Genomic DNA, 26,993 nt, shown 5'->3' with positions numbered 1-26,993 from the left:
GGCGGGGCCGTCGGCGGACGGCCCCGCCCGTCGGTCACGCCCCGGTCGGGCGGGTGGCCACGAGGTGCTCGGCGAGGAACCAGACCTGTGCCTCGCCGGTGCGGACGACCTGGGAGACCAGCAGGTCCTGAGTGCCGTCGTCGCCCGACTGCGCGGTACGGGCGGCCGCGTCGCGGGCCTCGGCCAGGATGCTCTCGTGGGCGTCGAGCAGCCTCGAAAGCATCGCCGGCACGTCCTCGACCCCGTCCGGCGGACGCGGTACGCCGGTGATCTCGGCGGCGTGGCGGGGGTCGCCCACGGCAACGCCGCCCAGGCTCTGCACCCGCTCGGCGAGGGCGTCGACCAGGTTCAGCTGCTCCTGGGCGTGCTTGTCGAACAGGAGGTGCAGTTGGTAGGAGGTCGGGCCGTGCACCCCCCAGTGGTGCTTCTTGTACAGGCTGTACAGGAACTGAGTGTCCGCGAGGACGCGGTTGAGCCGCTGGCAGGAGTACTGCCGGGCGTCGTGGGACAGGGCGATCGGCAGCTGGGTGACGGTGCCGAACGGGTGGATCTCGGGGCTGTGCTGATGCAGGCGCGGTTGGCTGCTCATGGTCCTCCTGTTCAGTCGGTGGCGGAGCGGCGGCGGCGCGGAGCAGGCCGGCGACCCCGCCCGGGGCGTGCAGAGGCGGTGACGGGCGGTCAGTCCCGGTGCAGAGCCTGACGCAGCGTCTGGACCGCGAGGGTGATGGCGCCCTGCGCGGACTTCGAGGAGCGCAGCGCGTCGAGCATCACGAAGTCGTGGATCGTGCCGAGGAAACGAACGGCGGTGACGGCGACGCCTGCCTGGCGCAGCTTCACCGCATAGGCCTCCCCCTCGTCGCGCAGCACGTCGGCCTCACCGGTGATGACCAGCGCCGGCGGCAGCCCCTGGAGCTGCTCGACGGTGGCGCGCAGCGGCGAGGCGGTGATCTCGGCACGCTGGTCGGGGTCGGTGGTGTACTGGTCCCAGAACCACTGCATGGCGTCGCGGCGCAAGAAGTAGCCGGTCGCGTACCGGTGGTAGGAGTCGGTGTCGAAGGCGGCGTCGGTCACCGGGTAGAACAGCACCTGCTGGACCAGCTCGACGTCGCCGCGCTCCTTGGCCATGAGCGTGAGCGCCGCGCTCATGTTGCCGCCCACGGAGTCGCCGGCGACGGCGAAGCGGGACGCGTCCAGGCCCTTGGCGTGTCCGTCGGTCACGACCCAGCGGGCGACGGCGTAGTTCTGTTCGATGGCGATCGGGTAGCGCGCCTCGGGCGACAGGTCGTACTCCGGGAAGACGACCGCGGCGTGCGCGCCGACGGCCAGCTCGCGGACCAATCGGTCATGGGTGCGGGCGTTGCCGAACACCCAGCCCGCGCCGTGGATGTAGAGGACGACGGGGAGCGGACCGGTGGCCCCGGCCGGGCGCACGATGCGGGCGCGGACCGCGCCGGTCGGGCCGTCCGGCACCTCGATCCACTCCTCGTCGATCCCCGGCTTCGCGATTTCGCCGGACTGCACGTCGTCGACCGCCTGGCGGCCCTTGGCCGGGCCGAGGTCGAACAGGTAGGGCGGGTTCGCGGTGGCCTCGGCGAAGGCCCGGGCCTCGGGCTCCAGCGTCGGTCCGGTGCCGGCGGCGTTCTGTGCGGACATGGTGATCACCTCAGGGTCTCGTTGCTCTGCGCGGTGGTTATCAGGCTAGGAACGCGCAGGCAGGAGGCCTTTCCCGACGGCGCACGGCCTCGCGCCGCTCCGCGCACCCCTCACCGCACCCGCCACCGGACCGGTGTCGCCGAATTCCGCGGTGCGTTCGCGAGCTCTGAAAATGCGTGGGTTCGTGTGGCTCCGGGGGTGGCGAGGCGGTGGGAGCCGGCGCCGGTTTCGTTGTGGACGCTGTTCGGCACTTCGAGGCGTGGGGTGTCCTGGCGTATGCCTGCAGCGAGCGCGATGACGAGGTTCTGTCCGAGGTCGTACTGGGCCTGGTGGATCGTGGCTGGGCCGAGGTGTGTCGGTTCGAGTCGTGGACGGCTCCGAACGGTGACCGGGGCCTTCAATTGGGGGCTGCGATTGCTCGGGGAGACCTTGGCGAGGTCCTGGCCGATCCAGGTACGTGGGATGACCCGGCCGATGTCTCGTGGGTGGGTGTGGTCACGCTGCGGGAGACCGAGGAGTGGCTGAGGTTGAGCCGCCGGATCCCTGACGGCGCTCCCTGACCCTGGCTCCGGCCGCGATTCCTTGACGGGCTCGGCCCAACGGAGAACCTGACTGGATCCGACGGTGAACCGGCTGTTGAGGCAGGGCTTGAGCGATCGAGGCAAGTGACCCCGCTTCGAAATGAAGGTTCGTCGAGACTGGTTCCGGGCCGGCGAACCTGACAGGCCCTGGCCGGCACAGGGCCTGGGACATGCTCGACCCCCGCGGCCGATCGAACTCGCGACCTTTCCCACAGTTGGCGAGGAATCGGCGGAAATTAGCACTTTTACTCTCTGTGACGATATGAAGGAGCCGAAAGGACAGGTCGGACGGACGGGAACGGGATGGGCGACGCGAGCGGGACGCGGTTCGGTCGGATGCTGCGGGAGCTGCGACAGGCTCGTGGCCTGACGATCGAGGAGCTGGCGGAGGCCTCGGGCGTGTCCGGACGTGCGATCGGTGACATGGAGCGGGGGCGGAGCCTGCGCCCACAGCGCGGAACCGTCACCGCGATCGCACAGGGCCTCGCGCTGGATGAGGCCGCGCATGCCGAACTGCTGGCGGTCGCCCGGGCCGGCCGTGCGGGCAGCAGGCCGCCGACTGCCGCCGCGGCGCCGCCCTGCGCGCTGCCCAGAGGCGTCCGGGACTTCGTCGGGCGGCGGGCGGAGCTCGCCGCGCTGCGGGGCCTCGCGCACCGGCCTCCGCCCGGCGGGCCGGACGGAGGAGCCGCGTCCCCGCCGGTTGCGGTGGTGTTCGGCGCGCCGGGCAGCGGCAAGACCTCGCTGGCCGTCCAATTGGCCGAACAGCTCGCGCCGGAGCTGACGGACGGGGCGTTCCTGCTGGACATGCAGGGCCTGGGCGACCGGCCGCTGTCGCCGCAGGAGGCGGTGATGCGACTGCTGGGCGCGTGGGGTGCGGGCGACCTGGACCTGGTGCAACTGAGCCCCGAAGACCGCCTCGCGCGCTACCAGGAGGCCGCGGGCAAGCTCCACGGCGTCCTGATCCTGGACAATGCCGGCCGCGAGGCCCAGGTCAGACCCCTGCTGCCACGCGAAGGCCGGCTCCTGGTCGTGGTGACGAGTCGCCACACCATGGCCGGGCTGGAGGGGGTGCAGCGCGTGGATCTGCCCGCGCTTGACCCGCTGGAGTCCGGTTCGCTGCTGCGCGCGGTCGTCGGTGCGGGCCGGGTGGACGCAGAACCCGACGCGGCCCGGACGATCGCCGAACTGTGCGGCCACCTCCCGCTCGCCGTGCGGGTCGCCGCGAACTGGGCCGCCACCCGCACGAACTGGAGCCTGCAACGGCTGGCCACCCGCCTCACCGACGAGGACCGCCGACTGGACTCGCTCAGCGCGGGTGACCTGCGCGTCAACTCCGCGTTCTCGCTGTCGTACTCGCGCCTCGCCCCGGGCGCCGCCCGGATGTTCAGGCTGCTGTCACTCGTCCCGGCGCCGGACTTCAGCCTCCCGTTGGCGGCCGTCCTCGCCCGCGTACCCCTGTACGACGCGGAGGACCTGCTGGAGGAGCTCCTGGAAGCAGGTCTCCTGACGACTCATCAGGACGACCGCTACCGGTTCCACGATCTGTTGCGCCTGTACGCCAGGGCGCAGCTGCGTCAGGAGGACGGGGGGACGGAACCGGAGGTCTCCCGCTCCCGGCTGCGCGCCTGGCTGCTGGACACCGCCGTCACCGCCGGGCGGTGGCACGAACCGGAGTACGGTGCGCCGCCGCCGGACCCTGAGCGGCTGGTCGCGCTGGAGAACCCCGGGCAGGCCATGGGCTGGCTCAAGGCGGAGTACGCCAACTGGCTGGCCGCGTTCCGCGAGGCCGCCCGACTCGGCGAACACGGCGCGGTCAACGAGGTCGGCCGGGCCATGGGGCTGGTGTCCGACAACTGGGTCTCCGCCGGCCACTGGACCGAGGTGTTCGAGACGGCCGCCCGGGCCGCAGCGGCCCTCGGCGAGCCCGCGATGGAGGCCGGGCATCTGAACGACCTCTCCTGGGCCCACTGGGTGTGCGAGGGCGATCACGCGGACGCGGACGCCGTCGCCGCGGCCGCGCTCGACCTCGCCCGGGCCTGCGGGGACCAGGTCCAACAGGCCCGGGCCCACCTGCGGATCAGTGTGCTGCGGGACGCCGTCGGTGACGCCTCGTCGGCTGCCGACCACTGCCGCCGGGCCATGGACCTCTTCATCGCGGCGGACGAGATCAACCGCTACCTCCCGGCCTGCAACGTGAGCATCCGGCTGCTGCACAGGGCCGGCCGCATCGACGAAGCCATCGCAACCCACCGGGAGGTCATGGACGTGCTGGCCGATCCCCGTTTCGCCGAACGCATACCGGAGAGCGTGCGGGGCCTCACCACGCTGATCGCGACGTACCACGTGTCGTTGGTCCACCTGAACCTCGGGCACTGGAACGAGGCGGTCGACGCCCTCCGCCCGCTCCGCGGCCAACTCGACGCCCGCGGCTACCACCGGGTGGGGGCCAAGGTCCATCTCCACCTCGCCCATGCGCTCGCCCATCTCCAGGAGAGTCAGGAGGCCGCCTGCGAGTACCGGGCGGTCCTCGCGCTCGAGGACCGCATCCCCGGGGACCTGGTGGAACAGGCCCGGGCCGGTATCGAGGACCTTGAGGCCGGACGGTTGTCGCCGCCGACCGTTTTCGACTGACGGGAGGTCCTGCCGCCGGGGCTGGCGATCACACGGCCATGCCGTACGCCGCCGAGGCGGCGGCCTGCCCGCTCGTGCCACCCGAAGGCCGCAGACGGACCGGGTCCGCGGCGAGGCCCGTCACGGCACCTGCTCGCCACTCGCGGGGCGAGACCCCGTAGGCGGACCGGAACGCCCGGCTGAAGTGGCTGGCACTCACGAAGCCCCATCGGGCCGCGACCGAAGCCACGGTCAGTGCGCCCGAAGGACGGGCCAGGTCCCGTCGGCACAGGGCCAGCCTCTGCTGCTGGATCCAGCGGGCCACCGTCGTGCCCTCGAACTGGAAGATCTTGTGCAGGTAGCGCACCGACACGTGGTGGGCCACCGCGATCCGCTCCGGCGACAGGTCCGGGTCGCCCAGGTGGCGCAGGATGTGGTCCTTGACCCGCGCCAGCGTGGCGCCCACCGCCTCGGGCGCGTCCGGGACCGGCCGCCCACCGCGCTCGTGGGCGAGCACCGCGAGCAGGTCCAGGGCCGTGGTGGCGAGTCGGCCGGCCGCACCCGGGTCGAGCGAGCCGGCCGAGCGGGCGAGTCGCTCCAGATAGGTGGCCACCAGTGCGGCCGTGCCCCCGCCGGCGTTGGCGTCGAAGGCCGTCGCGGTGAGCACCCGCAGGTCCTCGTCGGACACGCCCACCGCGGAGCGCGGCCAGTGGAAGGCCGTGAACGCGAAGGGCTCCGGCAGTTCCTTCGCGAACGGCTGTCCGGCGTCGGAGATCGCAAAGGTGCCCGAACGCAGCAGCACCCGGTGGCCGTCCTGCTCCAACCTGGCGGTGCCGCGGTGCTGGAGAGCCAGCGTGAGGTGGTCCTCCCCGCCCCGGGCGATCAGACCCGCCGTGCGGACGACCCGCTGCGGACCGGCCTGGACCAGCGACACCTGCAGCGCGCCCAATCGGTGACTGGTGATGGTGCCGACGGCGGGCCGGCTCTCCACCAGGCGCACGTCCAACGGGATGAAGGTGTGGGAGACCGCCTCGTGCCAGTACTCGGCCCGGTCGGCCGGCGGCACCGGGGCAGTGTCGAGAACGAGGGACATCAGCGCTCCTCGGCATATCGGGGTACGGGTATCGGGCGGGCAGCAGGTTCCCCCGCTCCGCCGTGATCCATCCCATCCCGCCGCGACGCCCCGGACCAGGAAGAACCGCAGGAAGAAACCCACCCAACCCGCCGAGGTCCACCACGCCCTGCCTCACCGGGAGCGGCCGCGCGGGGCCGACACGAACCACCCGTCGGGAACGGAGGCAGGACGGGCTGCCGATCCGACCTCGTGACCGTGCGGATGGAACTACGGCACCGGTTCCCCGGGGTGAACTCCCGGATCCTGGCGTGATCGGGCAGGGGACGACGCTCCGATCGGCGCACCGTCCCCTGCGCGTACACGCTGCTCGACCGTACGTCCCGACGGTGGCCGAACCGGCCGTGTACGGACTCCGGGCGTCGGTCTGCGGATCGTCAGCCGACGTCCGTGGTCCGCAGCGCGCGCCACTCGCGGGGCGAGACCCCGTACGCGGCCCGAAAGGCCCGACTGAAGTGTGCCGGATTGACGAAGCCCCACCGTTGGGCGACCGCCGACACGGCCGGCGCGGTACGGCCGCGACGGCCCAACTCCCGGGCGCACTCATCCAGCCGGCGCTGCTGGATGAGCCGGTGCACTGTGGCCCCCTCGCTCTCGAAGAGCCGGTGCAGGTACCGCACGGAGATGTGGTGGGCTCGCGCGATCGTCTCGGGCGACAGTTCCGTATCGCACAGGTGACGGTCGATGTGCTCCCGCACCCGGCGCACCAAGTGGTCGTTCGCAGTGCGCGGCCTGTCGGCAGTCCGCGCGGCCGTCAGCTGCGTGACGAGCGTGTTCACCAGGTCGGCGACACTGCCGGCCAGCCGGTCACCGACCGGGGCCGAGTACGAGTGGGCGGATGCGGCCATGGTGCTGAGGAAAGGCAGCAGCACGGACCCGCACCCCTCGTCCGGGGAGACGACCGTCCCCGCCACCTGCCGCAGCTCGCGCTCCGGCACACCCAGAAGCCGGCCCGGCAGGTGGAACAGGTGGGTGCGGAAACGCTCCGGGTAGTCGATGGAGTACGGCCGCGTCGTGTCGTACAGGACGAGCCCTCCCGTCGGCACCTCCGCCCGGCGCCCGCCCTGCTCGAGCACGGCCCGCCCCGACACCTGCAGGCCGACCCCCACCTGCGGCTCGGCCTGCGGGGCCCGTGCGATCAGCTCGGGCGTGCGGGAGACCCGCACCGCATCCGCCTCCAGCGTCGATATTCGGACGTACCCGAGCCGATGCGACGTCAGGTGTCCCACGAAAGGTCGCGCGGCACGCGGGACCACCTCCACGGGTACCAGCGCCCGCGACATCGCCCGACTCCAGAACGCCGCCTTCTCGTCGTCCGGAACCGATGAGGTCGTCACCTCCGAACCCACCTGATCGTCCTTCCGTCGTCACCCTGCGGAGCAAGCCTAATCAGCAGCTCAGCCGGCTTGTCAGGACATTCGACCTGTGGGCCGCCGCTGTGCGCTGCGGGACCGGCCGGGTGCGCGGAGAGCACAGTCTGCCGCACGACTGGGCCCTCTCTTTCAAATCGTGCCGGACCGGTGAGTGGCCTTCCGGGGTGGTCACGTGCCGTGATCAACCAGTCAAGACCCCTCAATCAGGGACAGAGCCCGGAAGCGATCCAGAACCTCATTTCACCCGTTGCCGACAAGTACGGCGCTATCGGTGGCGGCTCTTTGCGCGATCCGTTCCGTACACTTCCGCGATCTCGCGGCGCAGGGCGCGGGTGCGCTCCTTGAATTCGCGCGGTCCGTCGGGCTTCGGGGACGGAGTGAGGACGCTGCGGGCACGGGCCGCTGAGGCGCGCACCCGTTGAGCGTCGCTCTCCGGGTCACCGCTGAATCCGAGAGTCTGCCGCCGGTCGGCGTCGAGGTAGGAACGAAGGATGGGATGACCGAGGTCCCGGGCTACCCGGGCCGCTGCGGTCTCGGCGGCTGCAGATGCTGACCGGGCGGCCAGATAGGCTGCGGCCACGGGCGCGAGCTGATCCGGTGTCGCCTGGTACCAGCGTGTCCAGCCCTTCTGCATCTGTGCGGGCAGGTCGCTTCCGCGAGGATTGAATGTGGGGTCCGAACTGAGCAGTACGCCTCGTTGGGCCATGATCAAGGCCATCATCGGAAGGTGCTCGGCAAGGACTTCTCCGGCCGCAGGAACCGCGCGGACTGCGTTGAGCAGCGGACGATGTGCTTCGGGGCCGGTGATGATGTCTGCCGCAGGCCTGGGATGACGGGTGGTGTCGCGAGGTGTCCAGCCGTAGGAGAACAGCGTTCGCCCAAGTCTGACCGTGACGAACTCTGCTTCCCGGGCCATGGCGGTCGGCTGGCCGGCCGGGGTTGAGTGAAAGCTGGATCCCCACGATTGCGACGCTGCCTGCCAAACGTGGGCTGCGGTCCTCAGACGCTGGCAGGCCTCGTTGAGGGACTTGGTCGAGGCCGTATCGGGAGTGAGCAGGTCCCGGGTGTGTTCGAGCAGCCTTGCTGCGATCAGATGACTCAGCGCGGTTCGATTGGAGGCGGTGATGAGTTCGGCAGGAGTAACGTTCGGCAGACGCTCGGCAGCAAGGCGTACTGCGTGGGCTGCCAGCCATTCGGAGCCGCTCACCACCGAGCGGAGCGCCGTGTCCTGCGACTCTCCGGGCATGACAGCAGCAGGGCGCAGGAGGGCCGCAGCCGGCAGCGCACCGGCTGCCCGAGGGACAACGAGCGGATCGTCGAGCCCGTCGATGCGGTGCAGCACGTTGGTGGCGACCCGTTCCACCTGGATGGCTGAGAGGGTCAGGCGCTGGCTGAGCGATACCCATCGACGGGTGTTGCGGGGCGTCGGAGGGCATGTGTGGCCCAGTTGTACGGCGGTGGCGCCGGCGAGGCCGGCGAGGCGGACCGTGGCGCCGAGAAGGTGACTTGCTCCCGCCGGGCTGTCGAGATAAGCGGCGTACGGACTTCGTGGGCTCCGACCGGGGAAATGGTGCGTGGCCAGCAGGTCCTGGCTGAGCTTGAGCATCTCTCCAGCGTCGCGGATCCAGCCGGCCAGGGGGTTCGGCTCGTGTGGTGCTGAGGCGGCTTCTCGATCGAGGACCGATCCGAGATACTGAAGGTTCAGCTGGAGGTCGCTGATCTCTGCTGGGGTGACGGCGCTGACGGAGATGGGCCCGAACTCGCCTACGAAGCCATGAAGCAGTCGGCAGACTTCGGCCAGCGCGGCGCTTCGGGAAGAGTGCTCGCCGAGGGTGGCTCGGGTGCTGGATTCGACGAGAGCGGCGTAGCTGTCGCTGAGCTGGCGCGCTGCGAACTCGGCGAAGTCGCCCCACGTTGCCTCGGAGCTCATGAGCCGTTCGCCACCGGTGGAAGTGCCGCGCGCAGTGCGGCTGAGGCATTTCGCATGCAAGCCGCTGCCGAACGGCGAGTGAGGGTGTTTCCAGGATCTTCCCTGACGGGTTCGCTTGCGACCAGGGAGTCAGCGCCGCAGTCGAGCCGTTCCGCCAACTCCAGGATGGTTGCGTCGTTATCCGGCGCGGTCGGACCAGCGTTCGGGATGGCCTGTGCTGGTGCGAGCAGACCGCGTGCTTCGCTGATGTATCCCGCAGCGCCGAGGGCCGGACCGACGTCGTACCGGTCGTCGAGGAAGGCCTGGGCAGCGAGGCGGTCGGTGGCGGCCATCGCTTCCTCCAGGAGGGTGGCTGCAGCCTGGTCGACGCGATTCGCGTCGGCCGGCAGAGGGGCGGAGCTGCTCACGGTCTCACGTCCTTGCAGGTGGCGGTCCAGGGAGTTCACAACAGGAGCACATGTCGTCTCCTGGTGGTCCGATGAGAGACAGTCTTGTGGAAAACGAGGTCCGTATCCGGTGTACTGTCACCCGATCGAGCGAGTGAGAGTCGGGTCACCACTCGAAGAGATGGCTGTCGAGACGGTCGGTGACGCAGACGGAGGTTTTCGCGGTGAGTGGGTCAACGCCGGCTCCGAAGGCCAAGGGATTGAACCTTGACGGTGCGCAGTGGTTTGCGGCGCCGAGCGCTCAGGACGGCCCCCGCGTCGCATTCGTGGACGGCTTCATTGCCCTCCGCAACGGCGCGGACGGGGAGTCGCCCGTTCTCATTTTCGACCAGGACGAGTGGCGGGCCTTCCAGAGCGGTGTTCGCAGGGGCGAGTTCGACGATCTCACTTGAGGCGAGACCTTCGATCGCGTCAACGCCGCCGGCCCGGTGTGGCGAGGCACCGCCGGGCCGGGACGGGCGTCACTCGGTGACCGGGACGAGCGTGCCGGCTGCCACGGCAGCGGTAAAGGCGTAGAACTTGGCGGCAGGGAAGGCAAGGGCCGGGCCGTGCGGGTTCTTGCTGTCGCGGGTGACGACTACGCCGTCCTCGAGGGTTCCGCACTCCACGCAGTCGTCGTTCGGATTGCTGTCGGTGGCCTTCCGCCAGACCACGGGTAGGGCGGAGGCGACGGGGTGGGCCTGCGTCACTTGAGCTGCTCCTTTTTCTCGTTGATGAGTTCCAGCGACTTTGTGGGGTCGAGGGCGGTCGCCATGATCTCGTTGAAGGCGGCGCGGTAGACGTCGACGTGATCCGGGTCTTCTACCCAGTGACTGCTGAGCATGCCGCTGAGCAGGACGAGGTCGAGGTCGCGGTGACGGAACTCGAGCAGGGCGAACGCCCCGGTCATGCCGGCGTGAGGCGGTGCTGCGGCAGGCATGATCTGAACGTTGACGTTCGGCAGCGCGCTGAACTGCAGGAGCTTGTCGAGTTGATCGCGCATCACTTCGGCCGCTGCGCCGACGGTCAGTGCGGACTCGTGGATGACTGCCCAGAGGCTGAGCGGTGCCTCGGAACGAGTCAGCACGGCCTGCCGATTGATCCGGACCTCGACCTGCTCCTCCACGATCGCCGGCTTGACCACGCCACTTGAGATGATCGCGTGCGCGTACTGGCGCGTCTGGAGCAGTCCGGGGATGTAGGCCGACTGGTAAGTCTTGTGCCCGATCGCGGTCTCCTCCAGGCGAATGAGGTCGGTGTAGAGCGGGTTGAGTCGCTCATAGCTCGCCACCCAGCCTGGTCGGCGCTTGTCCCGAAGGGTGTCGATCAGGACCGTTGCGAGGTCCGGATCGCACTGGTAGTAGTCCAGCAGCAGCTTCACCACTTCAGGTTTCAGCTGTACGCGGGCGTTCTCGTACCGCGACAGCTTGACCAGGTTGAGGCCGGGGACCGAGGCGACGACGTCCTCCGCCGAGAGCTTTCTGGACTCGCGAAGCTTCTTGAGCTCGGCGGCGATTCGCCGCATCCGCACCTCGGGAACTGCGACTGCCATTGATCAACCCCTCCTGACCTGTCCCGAGGACAGTGTGCACGGGCGACCGCGCGGGCCGCCAGCACCGCGAGGCGTGCAAGGTGGGTCACATAGCCCTCAGAGATGAAAGTTTTCATATTTGGGTGACATGCCTTGCGCTGAGTCGCCGTCAGGTCGCATGCTTGCGAGTAACGGAGTGCAGTCGACCGGTGACATTGCGCATCGTTCTGATGTGTCACGTCGCCTGAGACCTGCCTCCGGCGGCCTCGCTCCTGTGCACAATCTGGAGGTATCCATCGTGCCTACGTTCCGAATCCGTCTGATGTCTTCCGAGTCGGCCGTCTCCCTCGCGCGCAAGCGGACGGTCAGGCAGCTCGCGCTGTGGTGTGGGCCGCTGTGTGACTCCGACGCCGAGGTTCTGGAGCTGCTCACGTCCGAGCTGGTGACCAATGCCGTCCGCTACGGGCGCACCACAGTGGTGGGGTTGAGCGTGACGGTGACGCCCGCGAACACCGTCGTCGTAGGGGTCGCGGACCGCAATCCGCAGGTGCCGCGGCCCAGGGCGGCCTCGGACGACGCCGAGGACGGGCGTGGCCTCTTCTTGGTGGAGGCGCTCGCCGACAGGACGGGGGTGGCCGCAACGGCCGACGGCAAGACCACGTGGTTCGAGCGAACGCTCGAAACGGCGGTGCCGACATCGCTGTGGGAGTCGTCGGCGGTGGTTACTGCAGTCGACGAGAGCCCGCACTGTCGGCGCGCTCAGCTCGACGCACGCATCCGCGCGCAGGTTCCGCGACCGCGCATCGGAGGCCTGCGCCCTCCGCGGTTGGTCCGGCTGTTCGGGGCCGCAGGGCCGTTCGACATCGGCCGCCAGTTCGACCGCCACCCGTGGATCAAGCGGCCCTCGGACTGAACGCCCGACGGTGTGTATGGGCAGTTCGGCTCGGTAGGGGCTGCCCAGCGTCGCCGACGTCCTTCCGTGAGGGCCAGGCCACTGCTGCGCATGCAGCGGAAGTGCAGCTCGATCGGAGGAAGCAGGACGTTGGCGCCGCGCGCCCTGGCCCACCCAATGAGCGTCTCGCGACGCAACTCACCGGCGAGGCAGCCGGTGTAGGGCCCGCGATCACTCGATCGGATGGCTACCTGGCAGCGTTGGTGTCGTTGCAGTGAACGAACCATCCGGCTGGGCAAGGTGGTGGATCGGCGGAGGGGAGTGCGAATGACGTCCGGTGTGCGTGAGCAGGGTGCTGCGGCTGCGCCGAGAAACGGGCGGATCGGAGTGCCGGCGGCCTCTGCGGGGGAGCTGCCGGAGGCTTACCGGCGGGACGCCGAGAGGGTGCGGTCAGCGGTTCGGGCTCGAGACTACGAGGGTGCCGTAGTGCTGGCTGACGGACTTCAGCAGCGCGTCGCTGCTGAGCGCGGGGCGCTGCATCCGGATGCCCTGCGTGCGCAGGAGCTGAGGGCACATGTGAGCGTGTGCCGCGGCGACTTCGCCTCGGCGGCTGAGATCTACTCGGCGAGCGCGACGGCCTGGGCAGCCCGAGGGTTCGGAGCAGACACGGCGGCGGCGCGAAACGCTGACTACTGCCGACGGAAGGTTCTGGCGGCGGGCGCGGCGGTGGGACTTGATTCGGTGAGACCGGAGGGAGGTAGGCGCGGTCGCCGGGGACCGGTTCGGAAGGAGACAGTTCAGGGTGTTCGAAGAGGTACCGGTGCACTCGCGCTTGCCTGCGCCGGGATGCTCGTGGGGTTCGCCTTCGGTGGCGGGGCCAACCGGGAGGTCGACCTTCGGAGTCGCCCGACCGCGGGGGTGACTGCTGGGGCAGGACCGGTCGCTCCTGTGCTGATGGAGGTGCTGGATAAAGCTCCGGAGCCTGTGCCCAGGGCGAGCCCTGGCGGAACAGGCCGGGTTGAGGACCAGACGCCAGCGCCAGCGCCAGCGCCAGCGCCGGTGCCGGTGCCGAGTGATGAGCCGACCGCGGACGCCGGCGGGGCGAACGAGCCGGTGGCACCGGCCCGGAAGCCTTACGGATCGGGGGGTTCGGCGGCGACCGGTCGTCCTCACAGTCAACGTCCGAGCGGTGGCACGCAGACGGCAGGTCCGGCACCCACGCCGGATCCGGTGGGGCCGCGGTTGCCGAAGGAGTTGGCTTCGGCATGCGCTGCCGGCCGCGAGAGCGGAAGGTTTCCCGAGTTCGTCGAGCAGATGTGTCGAAGGCTGCCCGGTCGTTGAGTTGGGGTGTGGTGGCTGACGGGCCCTGCCGCTGGGTGGGGCCGTCAGGGCTCGAGGTGCCAGTCGCTGGGGACGCGGCCGGGGAGCCGGTGGGCGATGTGGTGTTCGCCTTTGGTGCAGCCGGCGAACGGGCCCCGGGGGCCGCGGAGTTCGTTCATGCAGGGGCGGTAGTGGTCGCGGTGCCAGGTGCTGGGGCCGGTGTAGCCGCAGGATGCGGGGTCGGTGAGTTCCTGCCAGGCGAGCCAGAGGGCGTGGAGGTGGGCCACGGCGTCCTCGTGCTCGAGCCAGCGGTGGCACCAGCGGGCGTCGGCGGAGGGTTCGCCCAGGTAGCCGGGTACGAGGACGCCTTCGACCCATTCGGCGAGCACGCGGAGTTCGGCGTCGCGGTCGGGGCTTTCGAGGAGGAGGACGAACGGCGGGTAGCGCCAGGCCCGGTCGTCCGCCGCCGGCTCGCGCTGCTGCGGCAGGTCGTCCGCCGCGTTGCCGAGGGATTCCTGCAGGGCTGTCAGTTGGGTTGTGAGTGCCCGGACCTGGGCCTTGAGGTCCTCGATGTCCTCCTCGACGGCGGCCGGGACGGCGAAGGGGCCGTCGGGCGCGGGGCGGTCGGTGCCGTCAGGCACGGCGAGCTGCCTTCCGTTGCTGATGGGCGGTGATGGCGCGCTTGGTGATGGCGGCTTCCTCGGCAGCCATCTCTGGGCCGATGTGGGCCATGGCCGGCTCCTCGTACCAGGGGCGCAGCGCGATCTGGGCGACGGGCATGCCGGTGGCGAGGAGGAGGCCGGTACCGCGTCGCATGGCGCGGATCTGGGCGGGTTCGAGGATCTGTTCGCGGTGCTCGCTGACGGAGTAGGAGCCGCCGTCGCGGCTCTTGGAGTGAGAGCCGCGGGTGATGTCGTGGTTGCCGATGAGGGTGGCGATGTCGGAGACGAAGCGCGGGTCGTCGAGGCCCACGCCGACGATCTTCTTGGTAGCGGCGCCCCACAGGGCATCCATGCCGACCTCACCCCAGGCCTGCACGCCCTGGCGGTAGGACTGGAGGATCGTGTAAGGGGTGATGCCGCGGGATCCGAGGTGACTGTAGAGATCGGGCAGGTCGGCGATCTTGCAGATGTTGGCGGCTTCGTCGAGGATCGCGCGCATTGGTTCGGGGAGCCGGCCGCCGTGGCGTTCACCGGTTTCGGCCGCGGCGGTGAAGACGGCGTCGGCGATCGCCGCGACGACGGCGGAGGCTGCGCCGCCCTTCTTGCTGAGCAGGTAGAGGGTGTCCTTGCTGAGGGCGAAGACCTCGGGCTTGAACTGGTCGCGGTGGGGGTCGGGCATGACCCAGGCGAGGACCTTCTCGTCGCGCAGGGCGGAGACGGCGGTGCGGGCGTTCTGGTAGATGCCGCTCTGGGTCTCCTCGGCGATGTTCACGCTCGACTCGACCTGCTCGGCGAGGACCGGCTCGTGCTCGTAGAGGACGCGCAGCGGCGCCTTCTCGTTCGGGTCGGCGAGCCACCCGAGGACGTCGCGGACGGTGGCGCCGCTCCACCAGGCCGCGCGGAAGTAGCCGACCAGGACGTCGGAGGCGCCCTGGGCCCAGAACGGGTCGGCGGCGTCGCTGCGTACCTGGTTGATGAAGTGGCTGGCGAGGCGTTCGGCGCGGTCCAGGGTCTCGGCTTCGGCGACCATGTCCCACCACCAGGTGCGCTCGATCTGCGCCACGCCCTGGGTGTCGAGAGCCCAGGTCTGTCCGACGCGGCGCCTGGTGGCGGCGGTGGCGGCGTAGACGTCGGGCTTGTTGCTGGTGAGGAGCAGTGCAGCCGGCGCCTCCTGGGCAATCGGGATGGCGAGGGCGGTGGACTTGCCGGCGCGGGGCGCCATTAGTGCCAGGTAGGTGTCCTCGTCGGAGCCGCGGAGTTCGACGCCGGTCGGCAGATGGTCGCCGAGCAGCACGCCGCGGTCGGCGGGCGGGACGGTTTTCGGCGGGACGCCGCGCAGGGAGGTGCGCAGCCGGGTGGCTGTGCGGGCGGCGGGCCGGGGGGTGAGGTCGCGGACCTGGTGGAGGGTGGCGAGGTGGGAGGCGGTGTGGAACCAGCGGAGCGCGGCACGGATCCCCAGCGTGATGCCGACGGCGGCGGCCGCGTCGGCGAGTGCCGCGCCGATGGCGCTGGCGGTGGGGGAGTGGGGCCAGACCGCGTGCCAGTCGCGGACCATGTTGACGATGGTGACGGGGCTGAGCGGGGGCGCGCTGTGCCCGGTGGTCAGGGTGCCGAGGGCCGCGCCGGCCCAGGTGGCGGCGGCCAGGGTGATGGCGCCGCCGAGGATGATGCCGCTGGCCAGCCACTGCCGGTCGTTCTCCGTCATCATCGGCCGGCGGCCTCGTGCTCGAGCGTGTTCCGGTCGGTGTGGTACAGCCTGCGCTCGGTGGCGGTGAGGCTCATCGCGGCCGCCACTCCGGGCCGGTTGCCCAGTTTGATCAGGTACTTGCCGCGCCCCGGGTGGACCTGGTCGCTGGTGTCGAGGCCGGTGCTGGTGGCGGACGACCATGAGCTGATCATCATGCGTTCCTGTTCGGTGAGCGCCCGCTTGCCGGTCACCCGCTGGAGCTCCTCCTCGGTGGACGCGCCGATCACCCACGTGTCGCAACGGTCCATCAGGCCGCGGGCCTTGGCCCGGTCCTCCTCCGTGGGAAGGGACTCCGGGTCGAGCAGGGAGTGCGTGACGTACACGGCGACGTCGTCGGTCGTGCGGTTCAGGCGGCTGATGGAGTCCATGGCGTCGACCAGGCCGGGGCCGGAGCGAAGGGCCCGCCACATCTCGTCCATGGGCAGGACCAGCTTGCGGTTCATCAGTCCGATGCTGCGGGCGCTGTCGATGGAGGAGTACGTGTAGGCCCAGGTGGCGATCATCCCGGCGCTGACCACGTCGTTGCCGCGGGCACGCAACGCCGAGATGTCCACCGACACAGCGGGGGCGTCGAGGTCCAGGGGCACACTGGTGGGGCCGTCGAACATGCCCTTGAGGGGACCGTCGCACAGGTTGTCCAGGCCTGCGATGACCGACCGGGTCAGAGCGAGGTAGGCGTTGCCGGCCGCGGCGAGCTTGGCGCGCAGCGGCTCCGGCGCCTGACGCAGCACGGCGATCACGTCCGGGATGATCGGGTCGGCACCCGGCACGGCGTCGGCGGCGAGCTGGACCGCGGTGTTCAGCGCGGACCGCTCGATCTCGTTCGGCGCCCGGCCGAGCCCGTTGCGGGTGGAGAGCAGCGCCCCCAGAGTCTCCAGGCGGCGGCCGGTCAGCACATCCAGCAGCGCACTGCGCTCGGTGCCCGGCAGGGAGGAGAGCCTGGTTTTCAAGGGGCCGGAGTCGAGCGGGTTGATGCGGCCCAGGCCGTCGCCGATCCGCACGACGCTGCCGCCGAGCTCGCGCACCAGAGTGCTGTACTCGCCCTTCACGTCCGCCGGTACGCACATCAGATGGCCGTACGCGACGTACACCAGGCAGATCCGCTTCACCAGAGCGGACTTGCCGGCGCCCGGCTGCGACATCACCCACACACCCGGGTTGGTCGTCAGCCGGCCCGTCCAGCCGGACGGGTCGATGCACACCAGCTCGCCCGTCAGCACATCCCGGCCCACCGGCACGCCGTGCGGCGGCAGACCTGTGCCGAGCAGGAACGGGTACAGCCCACCCACCTGCGTGGTCGGCCCTGTGTGGACGGTTCCCGCGTCCTCGACCACCGCGCGGCCACCGAACCGGCCGCCCCAGCCCAGCCGGCCCGCGAACACCCTCCGCCGTGACGCGAGCCGAGCGGGTGGGCGTACTACCTCGTCCGGGTGCGGTGACGCACTGGGCCGGTGCGGTGCGATCGCCTTCACGTTGATGCCCATACCCGACGTCACCTGACCAAGGGGTTGTAGCCGACCGGAAGACCCGCCGCGAATACCGATGCCTGCGCACCGTAGGCCGGCCGCATCCTGATGCCCCGGGTCGCCTTCACCGCACGGTGCAGGTCCTGCCGCGCAGCCGGCAGATCCGCGGCAGTGAAAGCCGTCGTGGTCACCATCAGCGTCCAATCCACCACCTGCGCACCACTCGCCGCCTGCACCGCCGCCTGCTCCGCACGCTGATGATCGGCTCGTTGACTCCACCGCGCCCTACCCCGCACCTGCGCCGTCGCCGTCGCCCGCTGCTCCGCGTTGGAGATCTCCCGCTCCAGGACCGCCTCGCCCTCGTACGGATCCAGCACCCGGTACGCGAGCGTGATCCGGCGCTGGAACCGACCAGGGGACAGCAACGGCAGCAGCACGCTGTACGGGATCGGCCGGCGAGGCATCTCCCGCAGCACCCAGGACACCGAGACCGCACCGTCGTGCGCGTACTCCTCCCAGCCGTCATCAGCCGCGATCGGACCGCACTCACCCCACTGCAGCTCCTGGAACTCCTCCTCCCGGGCATTGAAGCAACCCGGATCGAACGCCGACCGCACGATCCGCCGCAGATCCACATCCGTCGCCCGACGGAACACGTCCGTGCCGGTGCCGCTGAGATCCAGGGTGTCCACCACCCGCAGCGCCTCGGCCACCTTCTCCGCCAGGTCCGTCGGCGGGATCGCGGTCGCCATCGGGTCCACCGTCACACTCATCCACGGCGTCACCGACGCCGTCGCCCGCGGAGTCGTACGCACCAGCTCGTCGATCGTGTCCTGGGCAAGCTGAGGCGCCTCCGGGCGACGCCGCAGCCTCACATCGTCACCCAGCGCCTCACCCGCACCCGGCGTGATCTGGATCGTCACGGACGCACCCTTGATCTGCTCGTCCGTGCTCATCGCATCCAGCACCGCACTCCACGTCCGAATGTTGCCGCGCACCGTGTTCGTCGGCGCCATCAGGCTCCCGCCCGGCGCGAGCAACGTCGTCAGCGTCATCCGATCCGTCGCCCGATCGTGCACCACCCCCACCGAGCGACCCGTCGTCGGATCATGCGCAGCAATCAACGCCGACGGCGCACCCACACCCGGCAAATCCAACGCAAACGGATGAGGCAAAAGCACCTGCCGGAACGACGTCATCTCCGTCCGCGACGCCCGATGCCACGCCAACTGCGCCCAGAAATACGACAACGCCGGCATCCCATGACGCCGCGCCGCAGCCAACGCAGCCACCGCCAACGTCAACGGAACCGTCACGAGCAGCGTGCCCGGATGAACGACACCGAGCAGTCCGTCTGCCGTCAACGCGACCGCCACCGCGAACGTCGCATTACGCGACATCGACCCCAGCCCGAAGCTGCGCCGGGCACGAAACCCCTCGACCCGCAGCACGTCCGGAACCTCGTGCATCGTCACGAGCGCTCCCCGCCCTTCCCGAACTCGTCCGCGGCTCGCTGGACCGTGTTGTTCACGCCGTCCAGCACCTTGATCGCCAGACCGGCCCCGCCTGCCGACGGCGTCCCGCCACCCGCGGCAGTCCCAGGCTGCGGATGGCTCGAGCCGTCGGCCCCGGATGACTGACCGGGGATCACGGCCGACTGTGAAGCCCCGGTGCGGGCCGCCTGAGCGACAGCGTCCCCACCGTCCCCCGCACGATCCCCTGAACCCATCGAACGCTCGACGTGGCGGGCATGCTCGACGGCCGTCGCCGGCTCGCCACCACCAGCCGCGGGGCCGTCGCCCGCCCCGCCGCGCCGCTGCTCGACGAACCCGACCACGGACGCCACGGCGCCGACTGCGCCGCCGATCGCCAGGCCCGAACCGACATCGGCCCCGAGCGGAGCGAAGATCCGGGTGAGCGGCGCCGGAGCGAGAACCGCGAGCACCAGCGTCGCGGCGCCCCGCAGCCACTCGGTGAAGGTGGCGGCCTTGCCGAACTCGGTGAAGCCGACGCACAGGATCACCGCCACGATCGGCTTGTAGGCGATACACACCAGGATCGACGTGATCAGTCGCGGCGCCCACCGACGAGTCGCCTCACCGCCCGTCCTGCCAGCACCTGCGATTGGCAGGAGTAGGCACTGGATCGGGATCGCGGACTTCCGCAGGTAGATCAGCAGCAGCTGGACCGCCCCGATGAGCAACAGCACCAGCAGGTTCGCGGCGACGATGGCAGGGTTGCCCATTGCCACCATGATCGGGAACATGACGGCGATGATGCGGTCGTACGCGGCAGCGTTGTCGCCGAAGGACACACTGACCACACCGGCGGTGAACTCGTCGCCCGCCTGCAGCAGCAGCGCGACGGCCGACAACCCGAACACACAGAGCAGCGAGTTCTCAGCCCAACCGGCCATCGCCCGACCGAGATACCGCGACTTCCCCGTGATGGCCATCGCGCCCAGCTGCCACATCACACCGAACGTGGAGATCACCAGGCCCAACCACACCATCATCCCCGCCAGCGTTGCATCCGCCCCGAAGAGCCCGGTGTCCTGCAACTTCAGCGAGGGATCCTGCAATGCGAACGTCAGCGCGGTGCGGATCGCCGAACGAGCGAGGTCCTCGGCGGACTTGATCCAATCGCCGACCACCGAGTTCCAGACGTTTGCCCACTCCTCCTTCACTGCTTTGTCGGCCGCGTCGCCAGCCTTCTCGCAGCTGTGATCGTCGGTAACCAGACCGTAGAGCCCGCCGATGCTGCCGACACACATGCCTTCAACGATGGTTCCGACGATTCCAGAGTCATCTGCGCTTGCAGGTTGAGGACAGGCGATGACTGTGAAGGTCGCGATGACAGCGAGGAACAGGCCCGCGAGACGCCGCATCACGATGCTTGCCTAATGGCGGTCCAACCAGCTGAGTTGAACGCAGCATCGCCTGGCGCCGCAATTGCAGGCGCTTCGTCGGCTCGGTCGGACGTCGGTCGGGCCGTGAACTTCCAGTCGCCCTCACGCCAGGCCACGCTCAGTGCGCACACGATGTATGAGACCTTCTCAGGTTGAAGTTCGCCAGCCTTCTGGGTCGAGCGGACGAGCAGGTGAGTGCTGACAATTCCTGGCGCTGATCTAATGATCTTGAAACCAACAGCCTGCGAGCGGATGTGCGCTCCGCTCGGCATCGGCCCAGTTGTCTCGAGTCCCATCGCCGCTCGGGTGCTCGCATCGGTCCGTGCTGTGCCTTCGCGGACCTTCTGAGACAGGGCGGCACTCTGCTCGGACGACGCTGTGTAGGCGGCGTAGATGGCCCACTGCTCATCTGCAAGGCTCCTGCTGCCCTGGGCGTTGATGGCGGATGCCGCCACAAGCATGGCGACAGCGCCGTCAACGGAGTCCGGAAAGCCGGTCTCCCGGCCGTTGGCAGCGGCGCGCGATCCCCGGGGAAGCGCCTGCCAGCGGGTTGGCTCGGTCCACGTTGCCGGGGCACTGTAGGTCTCCAGCGGAATCGGTGTAGCGGTGTTCCGCGGAGTCGGCGGCGGTGCGGTGGCCCCAGGCCGCGCCGATGTCGGTTGCTCTTCGCTGGTCAGCGCAGAGTAGGTGGTCAATATCGCGACGGTGGCCAAGAGTCCGCCGACGGTCCACAGGACCGTCGAGCGTCCCCTGCGCCTCCCCATGTCAGCCCGCAATGCTGTTCAGGATGCTGATCAGCGAGCCGGCGACGAGGATCGCGGCGATGCCGCCGCCCATCCACTTGAAGGGCTCGCTTCCGCCCCCGTGGCGACTCTTGTCCACGACGGCGAGCTTGTAGAGACCGAAGCCGGCGGCCGCCACCCCGGTGAGGACGACGAGCCACAGCCCGTAGCCGAAGAGCTGCGAAATGGTGTTCTCGAGACCCGGGATCTTGGTGGGCTTGGCTTCGGGAATCAGGCTGCCGCTCACAGCAGCGAGGTGTGACATCAGCACTGGTCAAGGTCCTTCCAGTTGGCGTCGCAGCTGTGCTGCGGCGCGCGCCACGGTCGGGTCGTTGAGGGCGTCCTCGGGGCGCTCGACTGCTCGGAGCGCCGGGAGGTAAGGCAGCGCGACGGTCCCGGCCAGACGGGAGCTGAGAACGCGCAAGCGGTAGCGGGCTGCGGATGCAGGCTTGGCGGGGATGTCCGCAAGCAGGACGAGCCACGGGCGGGGCAGACCGGCAGGCGGCCAGCCGCGCAGGATCGTCTCGACCAGCACCGTGCCGTAAACGGTGGTGGGGGAGACCAGTACCGGCTGGAGCCCGAACGGGATTGGCTCTCCCGGGTGAAGTCCGCGAGCGCGAGACCCGTCACCGTCTACCGAGTCGAGCATGCACAGCACCGCGGCTGCGCCGATGTCGTACCCGTGGACCGGGATGACTCCGTATCCGCGTCGTGCTGTGCCCTGGTGGTCCTCCGGCGAACCGGTGCCATCTGATGTCGCACCAGAACCTCGTGGCGATACCGCCGTTGTCCGTAGCATCGTCCCTCCCGCGACTACAGAGAGTTGCGTGATCACTCGGCCACGTAGAGTAACAACAGTTGCGATGCGAAGGAAATCCATTACCGCTCGATCGGGTTGGTGGTCATGTCCCACGGGGGAGTTGTGAAGCGAGCAGGCCTGGTCTGCGCGGGGCTCGCCGCCGCGATTGCGCTGCTGCTCGTTGCCGGTCTCGGAGCGTTGGCCTCAGCGAGCGCCTCCACTCCGGGCATCCAGACGCTCGATGGCGTGCCCGCCGCCTACCGGCCGTGGCTTCAGCGCGCTTCGCAGGAGTGCCGGTTTCCTGCGCTGAGCCCGGCGTTGCTTGCGGCCCAGCTCCAGCAGGAGAGCGGGTTCCGAACCGAGGCGGTCAGTCCGGTCGGGGCGGTGGGGCCGGCGCAGTTCATGCCCGGGACGTGGGCGACCTGGGGCCGGGACGACGACCGCAACGGACTCGCCTCCCCGCACGACATCGGTGACGCGGTGATGGCCCAGGGCCGGTTCATGTGCAGTCTGCTCGGGCAGGCGAATGCATCAGGAATCGCCGGAGATCCGCGGGCGCTGGCGCTCGCGGGCTACAACGCGGGCTGGGCCGCGGTCGAGCGCTTTGCCGGCATCCCTCCGTACCCCGAGACGCAGCACTACGTGTCGAGCATCCTCGAAAGCATGGCCCGCTTCCAGAGCGGAGCCGTCGCGGGCCACGGAAGCGGAAACTCCGCGGTTCGACGCGCCCTCACGCAGCTCGGTGTGCCCTACGCCTACGGCGGCGGCACCCCGTCCGGGCCCGGAACCGGCTTCTGCGCCGATGGCAACGGATACCTCGACGGTCGGTGCGTCGCCACCACGACAGTTGGCTGGGACTGCTCCAGCCTCGTGCAGTACGCCTACTGGCCGACCACGCGTCTTCCGCGCACCGCCGCCGAACAGTACGCTGCCACGGCCAACAGACCGGTAGCCAAAGCCGAACTCCGTTCGGGTGATCTCCTGTTCTGGAGCCGCGGAGGCGAAGCATCCGTCTACCACGTGGCGATCTACGTCGGCGAGGGGAAGATCGTCGAGGCCCCGAAGACCGGGGACGTCGTGAAGGTCGCCGACGCGTCAACCATGCCGGCGGCGGACTACTTCGGCGCGACACGGCCATGAGGATCGAATGCCAAGATGGTGCGGCAAATCCCGGTAGTCCCGCGCTGTGACTCCCGGCGGTAGGGGCAGCACGTGCCGGAGGTGCCGCGCGGTGCCTCCGGCGGTGTGCTGACCTTCGGCTGCCCTGGCGGGCTGTCGTTCTCCGGGGTCGGGGACACGTAGTCCGAGACCAGGTGCTCTGGCAGTGGGTCCGCGAACACGGTCACCGACCAGGTCTGGGCGCCGCCGCCACCCCACACCGGGGTGGTCCCGTCATCCGTGACGCCCTCGATCACGTCGACGAGGCCGACCTTGAGTCCGGCAGCACGGCGCCTCCGGACGCGGCGGGTGATCGCTTCAGCGGCAGGGTGCTACGCCCAGTCCCGGAGAGCAGCTGTGGACCGAGCTGAGCGACGGCAGCAGCTTCGACGGCGTTTCCCCGAGACGGCAGAGTTCCACGCCCTTGCCGTTGTGCACTTCATCGAGAGCGACTTGGAGCAGCAGCTCGGCGACGGGTACCGAGACCTGCTCCGCGACCGGTAAGTGACTCCGATCCGCCGGGCGGCTGCGCACGAGGGAGGCGGACTGGCAGGATCGGCCGCATGAGGATTCTCGTCCTGGGCGGTGGTTGGTTCCTGGGCCCGGCGGTCGTGACCGACGCTCTCGCCCGCGGCTGGGAGGTCACGACGTTCAACCGCGGTCGGTCCGGCAGGCTGATAGCCGGCGCAGAAGCCGTGCACGGTGACCGTGAGCGGCCCGAGGACCTGGCCCGGCTCGCTGGGCAAGGTCCGTGGGATGCCGTGGTCGACACGTCCGCCTCCGCTCTCAGCCCGCGTGATGTGCTTGCTGGTGTCCGGGCTCTGGAATCAGTTGCTGGCCGGTACGTGTACGTGTCCACTGTGGCCGTGTACGAGGGCTGGCCCATTGAGCCTTTGAACACGGACTCTCCGGTGTGGGCGGCGCCGGCCGACGCGGGCCCGGAGCCTGCTCAGATGCCGGATGGGGTGTCGGGTGTCAATCCCGACTACGGGCGACGGAAGGCCGGCACCGAACGGGCCGTGGTCGACACGTTCGGGCTCGCTCGTACGAGCCTGCTCCGGCCCGGTGTGATCCTCGGCCCTGGGGAGTATGTGGGCCGACTGCCGTGGTGGCTGCGTCGCGCCGAGCGGGGAGGACGGATCCTCGCGCCCGGTGACCCCTCGAGAAGCATCCAGTCGGTGGATGTCCGAGATGTCGCCGCGTTCGTTCTCGACCAGGTTCATCGCGTCGGTCACCAGGTTCACAACCTCGCCGCGCCGATCGGACGCGAGTCGATGGGTGGGTTCCTTCAGGCGTGCTTGGACGTGACCGACAGCTCCGGCGAGCTGGTGTGGGTCGAAGACGAGATTCTGCTCCGCCAGGGCCTGCGCCAGTGGACGGAGCTTCCTCTGTGGTGGACCCACCCGGGCGTGTCTGCCATCGACGCGTCCTCGGCGGTCGCGGCCGGCTTCCGCAGTCGGCCGCTCGCGGAGACCGTTGCTGACACGTGGGCCTGGCTGAGCTGTGGCAACGTGCCTGTGCCGCACAGGCGTTGGGCCAGGCACGGGATCGATCCGGACAAGGAGCGAGACATCCTCGAGAGCGTGTTCTAGCTATCGCGGCTGTCGAGGGCGTGCCGCACTGTGCCTTGCTGGAGCACCTGTGGCGCGGCAATCAGGGTGAAGTCGTCGATCTGCTCTGCGAGGTCCCGTGCGAGCTGGGCGTTGCGGAACGCAGGTGAAGCCAGTTCGCCTCGGATCGCGTTGACCCGGCCGGCGAGCCCGGCTCCACGCCACTCCCGAGGCAGGCTGAGGACTGGGCGGAGAACGTCAACGGCGCCGTCCAGGTCGTTGCGCATCAGCAGGGCGGCGGCGAGATCGGCGCCAGCCTGGGGCGCCACGACCGGTGGCGGGGCGCCCTCCGATCTGGTGGCGATCAGCTCCAGCGACTGCCGGGCTGAGGCTTCGGCGCCGGCGCCGTCCCGCAGGAGCAGCAGGGAGGCGCTGTTGCTCATGGCGACTCGCTCCAGGTTGAAGCCGAACTCGCCTGCCACGCCGTCGTGGAGGTCGTCTGCGGCAGAGGTGCGGTCTGCCACGCTCCGCTGCATTGCGGCGTGGGACTCGTCGGCGCGGCCAAGGTGCGCGTAGGCGCGGGCCGCGATCGCCGCCAGTCGCGCTTCTCCTGTGGCACCGACGCCATGGAAGGTCTGTGCCTGCTCGATCTGGCGGACGGCTTGAGCCGGGTTGCCGCTCCAGTAGTACAGCACAGCCAGGTAGCCGTGAGAGTAAGCCTGGAGCGGTCCGTTCTCCGCGACCTGTCCGTAGAGCGCAGCTGCTCGTGTCAGTTCGAAGGCGTTGGGCATGGAGCCGAGGTCGAAAGCGCACGCGGCCAACAGCGCCGACGCTTGGCCGGCGACGAGGAACAGCCGTCCTCGCTGCGACAGCACCTGGGTGCGGTCCAACATCACCTTCGCCAGGTCTAGCAGTTCCTTCCCCTGGCCGAAGACCACGTGGGGCGGCCTGGAGCTCGTGGACCGGACCAGGCGCACCAGGTCGTCTTCGAGCTGGTCGAGGCTGAGATCGGGCAGCAGCTGGGATGCTGCTTCGGCGGCGTGGGCACGGGCATCTCGTGCGGTCATGGCCAGTTCTCTCTCATCGAGCACAGGTGCCTGCGCTGCTTGCAGCGCTTGGACCTGCTCGTCGGTGCAGGGCGCGAGCAGTTCGTGCATGGGCCGGCCGAACATGCTCTTGAGAATCGCGGGTGTGGGGTGGTGTGGCCGGGTGACGTCCCCGCTGCGCCAGCGCTGGAAGCTCTTGTCCGTCAGGGTGGGGTTCTTGAATGCGAGATCGCAGGTCTCCCGGTAGAGCTCCGATGCGACACGTCGGTACTCGGCGTGGAAGGTGCGAAAGTCCATTCCCTCGCGGGCGACTAAGGCATCGAACAGATTGCTGCTCATCGCGGTCCTTTCGGGGCCGCGGCCCCAGCTGCGAACTACCTGACCCCTTGCCTACCACTACGGCAACAGGTCTGCAGGAGTCTCTGATGAATCGTCAGCTACTTGTCCGTGATTTGTCCTTCACCTCAGCCGAATGAGAACGAACTGTCGCTCCTGTGACTGTGGCTATGTCCCGTCGGCAGGTCCACTGTTGATCCCCGCAAGCAACCAGCCCCGGGGCGTCCAGACGCTCCTGATGAGGAGCGATGCACATGGTGGCCGTCGAGCAGCCGAGAGCCCGTCTTCGCCAGTGGCAGGCTACCTTCGCCGCCGTCCCAGAAGCGGTTGCCGAGGCGCGCCGGGATGTGCGTTTACTGCTCAAAGGGTGGGGTTGGGAGGGAGACCGGGTTGATGATGTGGTCTCCATCTGCTCGGAGCTGGTGACCAATGCCGTCCAACACGGCAGCGACCCGGGCAGCGAGGTTGGGCTCCATGTCCAGGAGATAGCAGACGACTGTCGAATCGAGGTCCTGGACGGACGCCCTGACCTGGCAGTGCCCCGAACCTCCGTGCCCCGAGGCGAGAACGGCCGCGGCCTGATCCTTGTACGCAAGCTCTCCGACGACATGGCGGTGGCGACGTCCCGGACTTCCAAGAAGGTGTGGGCGAGGGTTCTCCTCGCCGCCGACAACACGCCAAGGAATGCCCGGTGAAACGTGTGATCCGTCGGCCTTGAGGGCTGTTGGCCGGCTGCTCATTGACGCGACGCCGGTCCGATCACGAGCACCTCTCCCGCCGCGTGGGCCCGAGCACGCCGGACAACCGACCCCGCGGGTCGTGTGATCGAGAAGATCCGCACCCGTATCACCGTCTCCTGGTGATGCGGGGCGCAACCCCGCGCCCCGACACCAGGTCCGCAAGGAATCGCACAGGAGGAACAGATGGCACAGCAGATCCAGCCGCAGGCCCCGGCCGCCCCGGTGACCTTCGCCGACGACTTCGACCTCGACGTCGCGGCCGTTGAGGTGGCGGACGCCGCCAGCCTGCAGGTGCTCACAGACGACGGCTGCGGCTCCACCTGCGGCGCCTGCACCACCGGCGTGCACTGAC

Annotated in this window: 25 protein-coding genes; 7 read left to right on the top strand and 18 right to left on the bottom strand. The window is 69.6% G+C overall.

Features of this window, described 5'->3' with window-relative positions; genetic code table 11:
- Positions 1–34: 34 nt before the first annotated feature.
- Together ABEB06_RS06280 and ABEB06_RS06275 are read right to left on the bottom strand one after the other, a co-directional pair.
- On the bottom strand, positions 35–589 hold the full coding sequence (locus ABEB06_RS06280; RefSeq protein ID WP_345695784.1) for a Dps family protein: 555 nt from the start codon (positions 587–589) through the stop codon (positions 35–37).
- Positions 590–678: 89 nt separating this feature from the next.
- On the bottom strand, positions 679–1,653 hold the full coding sequence (locus tag ABEB06_RS06275) for an alpha/beta hydrolase (protein ID WP_345695783.1): 975 nt from the start codon (positions 1,651–1,653) through the stop codon (positions 679–681).
- A gap of 884 nt (positions 1,654–2,537) precedes the next feature.
- Between ABEB06_RS06275 and ABEB06_RS06270 the strand changes: the two genes are divergently transcribed.
- Entirely contained in the window at positions 2,538–4,865 is a 2,328-nt protein-coding gene (locus ABEB06_RS06270) for a helix-turn-helix domain-containing protein (RefSeq protein WP_345695782.1), read from the top strand.
- A 28-nt stretch (positions 4,866–4,893) separates the two neighbouring features.
- Here the strand turns inward: ABEB06_RS06270 and ABEB06_RS06265 are convergent, their stop codons facing one another.
- From ABEB06_RS06265 to ABEB06_RS06250, 4 genes are all read right to left on the bottom strand, one after another.
- Positions 4,894–5,937, bottom strand: a complete 1,044-nt coding sequence (locus tag ABEB06_RS06265) for a helix-turn-helix domain-containing protein (protein ID WP_345695781.1) — start codon at positions 5,935–5,937, stop codon at positions 4,894–4,896.
- Positions 5,938–6,353: 416 nt separating this feature from the next.
- Entirely contained in the window at positions 6,354–7,325 is a 972-nt protein-coding gene (locus ABEB06_RS06260; protein WP_345695780.1) for an AraC-like ligand-binding domain-containing protein, read from the bottom strand.
- Positions 7,326–7,614: 289 nt separating this feature from the next.
- On the bottom strand, positions 7,615–9,279 hold the full coding sequence (locus tag ABEB06_RS06255) for a hypothetical protein (protein WP_345695779.1): 1,665 nt from the start codon (positions 9,277–9,279) through the stop codon (positions 7,615–7,617).
- Positions 9,276–9,686 carry a hypothetical protein gene (locus ABEB06_RS06250; protein ID WP_345695778.1) on the bottom strand — a complete coding sequence of 137 codons (411 nt, stop codon included), beginning with the start codon at positions 9,684–9,686 and terminating at the stop codon, positions 9,276–9,278. The genes ABEB06_RS06255 and ABEB06_RS06250 overlap by 4 nt, the downstream gene beginning before the upstream one ends.
- A 179-nt stretch (positions 9,687–9,865) precedes the next feature.
- Here ABEB06_RS06250 and ABEB06_RS06245 point away from each other — a divergent pair, with 179 nt between their 5' ends.
- A complete protein-coding gene (locus ABEB06_RS06245; RefSeq protein WP_425559578.1) occupies positions 9,866–10,117 on the top strand; it encodes a DUF397 domain-containing protein in 252 nt (83 codons plus the stop codon).
- Positions 10,118–10,186: 69 nt separating this feature from the next.
- On the opposite strand, the gene ABEB06_RS06240 is transcribed toward ABEB06_RS06245, so the two are convergent.
- Together ABEB06_RS06240 and ABEB06_RS06235 are read right to left on the bottom strand one after the other, a co-directional pair.
- Positions 10,187–10,414 carry a DUF397 domain-containing protein gene (locus ABEB06_RS06240; protein WP_345695777.1) on the bottom strand — a complete coding sequence of 76 codons (228 nt, stop codon included), beginning with the start codon at positions 10,412–10,414 and terminating at the stop codon, positions 10,187–10,189.
- Positions 10,411–11,256, bottom strand: coding sequence for a helix-turn-helix domain-containing protein (locus ABEB06_RS06235; protein ID WP_345695776.1), 846 nt, complete (start codon positions 11,254–11,256; stop codon positions 10,411–10,413). The genes ABEB06_RS06240 and ABEB06_RS06235 overlap by 4 nt, the downstream gene beginning before the upstream one ends.
- Positions 11,257–11,557: 301 nt before the next feature.
- Here ABEB06_RS06235 and ABEB06_RS06230 point away from each other — a divergent pair, with 301 nt between their 5' ends.
- A complete protein-coding gene (locus ABEB06_RS06230; RefSeq protein ID WP_345695775.1) occupies positions 11,558–12,148 on the top strand; it encodes an ATP-binding protein in 591 nt (196 codons plus the stop codon).
- Positions 12,149–12,577: 429 nt separating this feature from the next.
- Here the strand turns inward: ABEB06_RS06230 and ABEB06_RS06225 are convergent, their stop codons facing one another.
- The 9 genes from ABEB06_RS06225 to ABEB06_RS06185 all read right to left on the bottom strand — a co-directional run bounded on the left by ABEB06_RS06225 (position 12,578) and on the right by ABEB06_RS06185 (position 21,661).
- Positions 12,578–12,703, bottom strand: a complete 126-nt coding sequence (locus tag ABEB06_RS06225; protein WP_345695774.1) for a hypothetical protein — start codon at positions 12,701–12,703, stop codon at positions 12,578–12,580.
- Positions 12,704–13,512: 809 nt separating this feature from the next.
- The gene (locus ABEB06_RS06220) at positions 13,513–14,088 is read right to left on the bottom strand and encodes a DUF4913 domain-containing protein (protein WP_345695773.1); all 576 of its coding nucleotides are present in this window, start codon (positions 14,086–14,088) and stop codon (positions 13,513–13,515) included.
- The gene (locus ABEB06_RS06215) at positions 14,081–15,817 is read right to left on the bottom strand and encodes a type IV secretory system conjugative DNA transfer family protein (RefSeq protein WP_345695772.1); all 1,737 of its coding nucleotides are present in this window, start codon (positions 15,815–15,817) and stop codon (positions 14,081–14,083) included. Before ABEB06_RS06215 ends, ABEB06_RS06220 begins: the two co-directional genes overlap by 8 nt.
- Positions 15,814–17,238, bottom strand: a complete 1,425-nt coding sequence (locus tag ABEB06_RS06210; RefSeq protein ID WP_345695771.1) for an ATP-binding protein — start codon at positions 17,236–17,238, stop codon at positions 15,814–15,816. The genes ABEB06_RS06215 and ABEB06_RS06210 overlap by 4 nt, the downstream gene beginning before the upstream one ends.
- A gap of 110 nt (positions 17,239–17,348) precedes the next feature.
- A complete protein-coding gene (locus ABEB06_RS06205) occupies positions 17,349–18,791 on the bottom strand; it encodes an SCO6880 family protein (protein ID WP_345701751.1) in 1,443 nt (480 codons plus the stop codon).
- A 2-nt stretch (positions 18,792–18,793) separates the two neighbouring features.
- Positions 18,794–20,212, bottom strand: coding sequence for a hypothetical protein (locus tag ABEB06_RS06200; RefSeq protein WP_345695770.1), 1,419 nt, complete (start codon positions 20,210–20,212; stop codon positions 18,794–18,796).
- Positions 20,209–20,925 carry a hypothetical protein gene (locus ABEB06_RS06195; protein WP_345695769.1) on the bottom strand — a complete coding sequence of 239 codons (717 nt, stop codon included), beginning with the start codon at positions 20,923–20,925 and terminating at the stop codon, positions 20,209–20,211. Before ABEB06_RS06195 ends, ABEB06_RS06200 begins: the two co-directional genes overlap by 4 nt.
- A 70-nt stretch (positions 20,926–20,995) precedes the next feature.
- Positions 20,996–21,259, bottom strand: a complete 264-nt coding sequence (locus tag ABEB06_RS06190) for a hypothetical protein (protein ID WP_345695768.1) — start codon at positions 21,257–21,259, stop codon at positions 20,996–20,998.
- Between the two features lie 27 nt (positions 21,260–21,286).
- Positions 21,287–21,661, bottom strand: a complete 375-nt coding sequence (locus ABEB06_RS06185; protein WP_345695767.1) for a hypothetical protein — start codon at positions 21,659–21,661, stop codon at positions 21,287–21,289.
- A gap of 273 nt (positions 21,662–21,934) precedes the next feature.
- Here ABEB06_RS06185 and ABEB06_RS06180 point away from each other — a divergent pair, with 273 nt between their 5' ends.
- Positions 21,935–22,951, top strand: a complete 1,017-nt coding sequence (locus tag ABEB06_RS06180; RefSeq protein ID WP_345695766.1) for a bifunctional lytic transglycosylase/C40 family peptidase — start codon at positions 21,935–21,937, stop codon at positions 22,949–22,951.
- 581 nt (positions 22,952–23,532) lie between these two features.
- Positions 23,533–24,561: an NAD-dependent epimerase/dehydratase family protein gene (locus ABEB06_RS06175; protein ID WP_345695765.1), complete on the top strand. Its 1,029-nt coding sequence runs from the start codon at positions 23,533–23,535 to the stop codon at positions 24,559–24,561.
- Here the strand turns inward: ABEB06_RS06175 and ABEB06_RS06170 are convergent.
- The gene (locus ABEB06_RS06170) at positions 24,558–25,904 is read right to left on the bottom strand and encodes an NsdA family TPR-like regulatory protein (protein ID WP_345695764.1); all 1,347 of its coding nucleotides are present in this window, start codon (positions 25,902–25,904) and stop codon (positions 24,558–24,560) included. The two genes, ABEB06_RS06175 and ABEB06_RS06170, sit on opposite strands and share 4 nt — an antisense overlap.
- A gap of 251 nt (positions 25,905–26,155) precedes the next feature.
- On the opposite strand from ABEB06_RS06170, the gene ABEB06_RS06165 reads away from it, so the two are divergent.
- Complete coding sequence (locus ABEB06_RS06165) at positions 26,156–26,596, top strand: ATP-binding protein (protein WP_345695763.1); 441 nt, start codon at positions 26,156–26,158, stop codon at positions 26,594–26,596.
- Between the two features lie 228 nt (positions 26,597–26,824).
- Positions 26,825–26,992 carry an FxLD family lanthipeptide gene (fxlA, locus tag ABEB06_RS06160; protein WP_345695762.1) on the top strand — a complete coding sequence of 56 codons (168 nt, stop codon included), beginning with the start codon at positions 26,825–26,827 and terminating at the stop codon, positions 26,990–26,992.
- The last annotated feature ends 1 nt before the right edge of the window (position 26,993 follow it).

It is taken from the genome of Kitasatospora terrestris (assembly GCF_039542905.1).
GTDB lineage: Bacteria > Actinomycetota > Actinomycetes > Streptomycetales > Streptomycetaceae > Kitasatospora > Kitasatospora terrestris.
Note: the sequence above shows the minus strand (reverse complement) of the source record. Positions and strands in the feature narration are given on the sequence as shown.

Bases quoted from the DNA above. Each gene is read 5' to 3' on its own strand.
- ABEB06_RS06280 (WP_345695784.1), bottom strand. From the start codon at position 589: ATGAGCAGCCAACCGCGCCTGCATCAGCACAGCCCCGAGATCCACCCG.
- ABEB06_RS06275 (WP_345695783.1), bottom strand. From the start codon at position 1,653: ATGTCCGCACAGAACGCCGCCGGCACCGGACCGACGCTGGAGCCCGAG.
- ABEB06_RS06270 (WP_345695782.1), top strand. From the start codon at position 2,538: ATGGGCGACGCGAGCGGGACGCGGTTCGGTCGGATGCTGCGGGAGCTG.
- ABEB06_RS06265 (WP_345695781.1), bottom strand. From the start codon at position 5,937: ATGTCCCTCGTTCTCGACACTGCCCCGGTGCCGCCGGCCGACCGGGCC.
- ABEB06_RS06255 (WP_345695779.1), bottom strand. From the start codon at position 9,279: ATGAGCTCCGAGGCAACGTGGGGCGACTTCGCCGAGTTCGCAGCGCGC.
- ABEB06_RS06235 (WP_345695776.1), bottom strand. From the start codon at position 11,256: ATGGCAGTCGCAGTTCCCGAGGTGCGGATGCGGCGAATCGCCGCCGAG.
- ABEB06_RS06230 (WP_345695775.1), top strand. From the start codon at position 11,558: ATGTCTTCCGAGTCGGCCGTCTCCCTCGCGCGCAAGCGGACGGTCAGG.
- ABEB06_RS06225 (WP_345695774.1), bottom strand. From the start codon at position 12,703: ATGTGCCCTCAGCTCCTGCGCACGCAGGGCATCCGGATGCAGCGCCCC.
- ABEB06_RS06215 (WP_345695772.1), bottom strand. From the start codon at position 15,817: ATGATGACGGAGAACGACCGGCAGTGGCTGGCCAGCGGCATCATCCTC.
- ABEB06_RS06205 (WP_345701751.1), bottom strand. From the start codon at position 18,791: ATGCACGAGGTTCCGGACGTGCTGCGGGTCGAGGGGTTTCGTGCCCGG.
- ABEB06_RS06185 (WP_345695767.1), bottom strand. From the start codon at position 21,661: ATGCTCGACTCGGTAGACGGTGACGGGTCTCGCGCTCGCGGACTTCAC.
- ABEB06_RS06175 (WP_345695765.1), top strand. From the start codon at position 23,533: ATGAGGATTCTCGTCCTGGGCGGTGGTTGGTTCCTGGGCCCGGCGGTC.
- ABEB06_RS06170 (WP_345695764.1), bottom strand. From the start codon at position 25,904: ATGAGCAGCAATCTGTTCGATGCCTTAGTCGCCCGCGAGGGAATGGAC.
- ABEB06_RS06165 (WP_345695763.1), top strand. From the start codon at position 26,156: ATGGTGGCCGTCGAGCAGCCGAGAGCCCGTCTTCGCCAGTGGCAGGCT.
- fxlA (WP_345695762.1), top strand. From the start codon at position 26,825: ATGGCACAGCAGATCCAGCCGCAGGCCCCGGCCGCCCCGGTGACCTTC.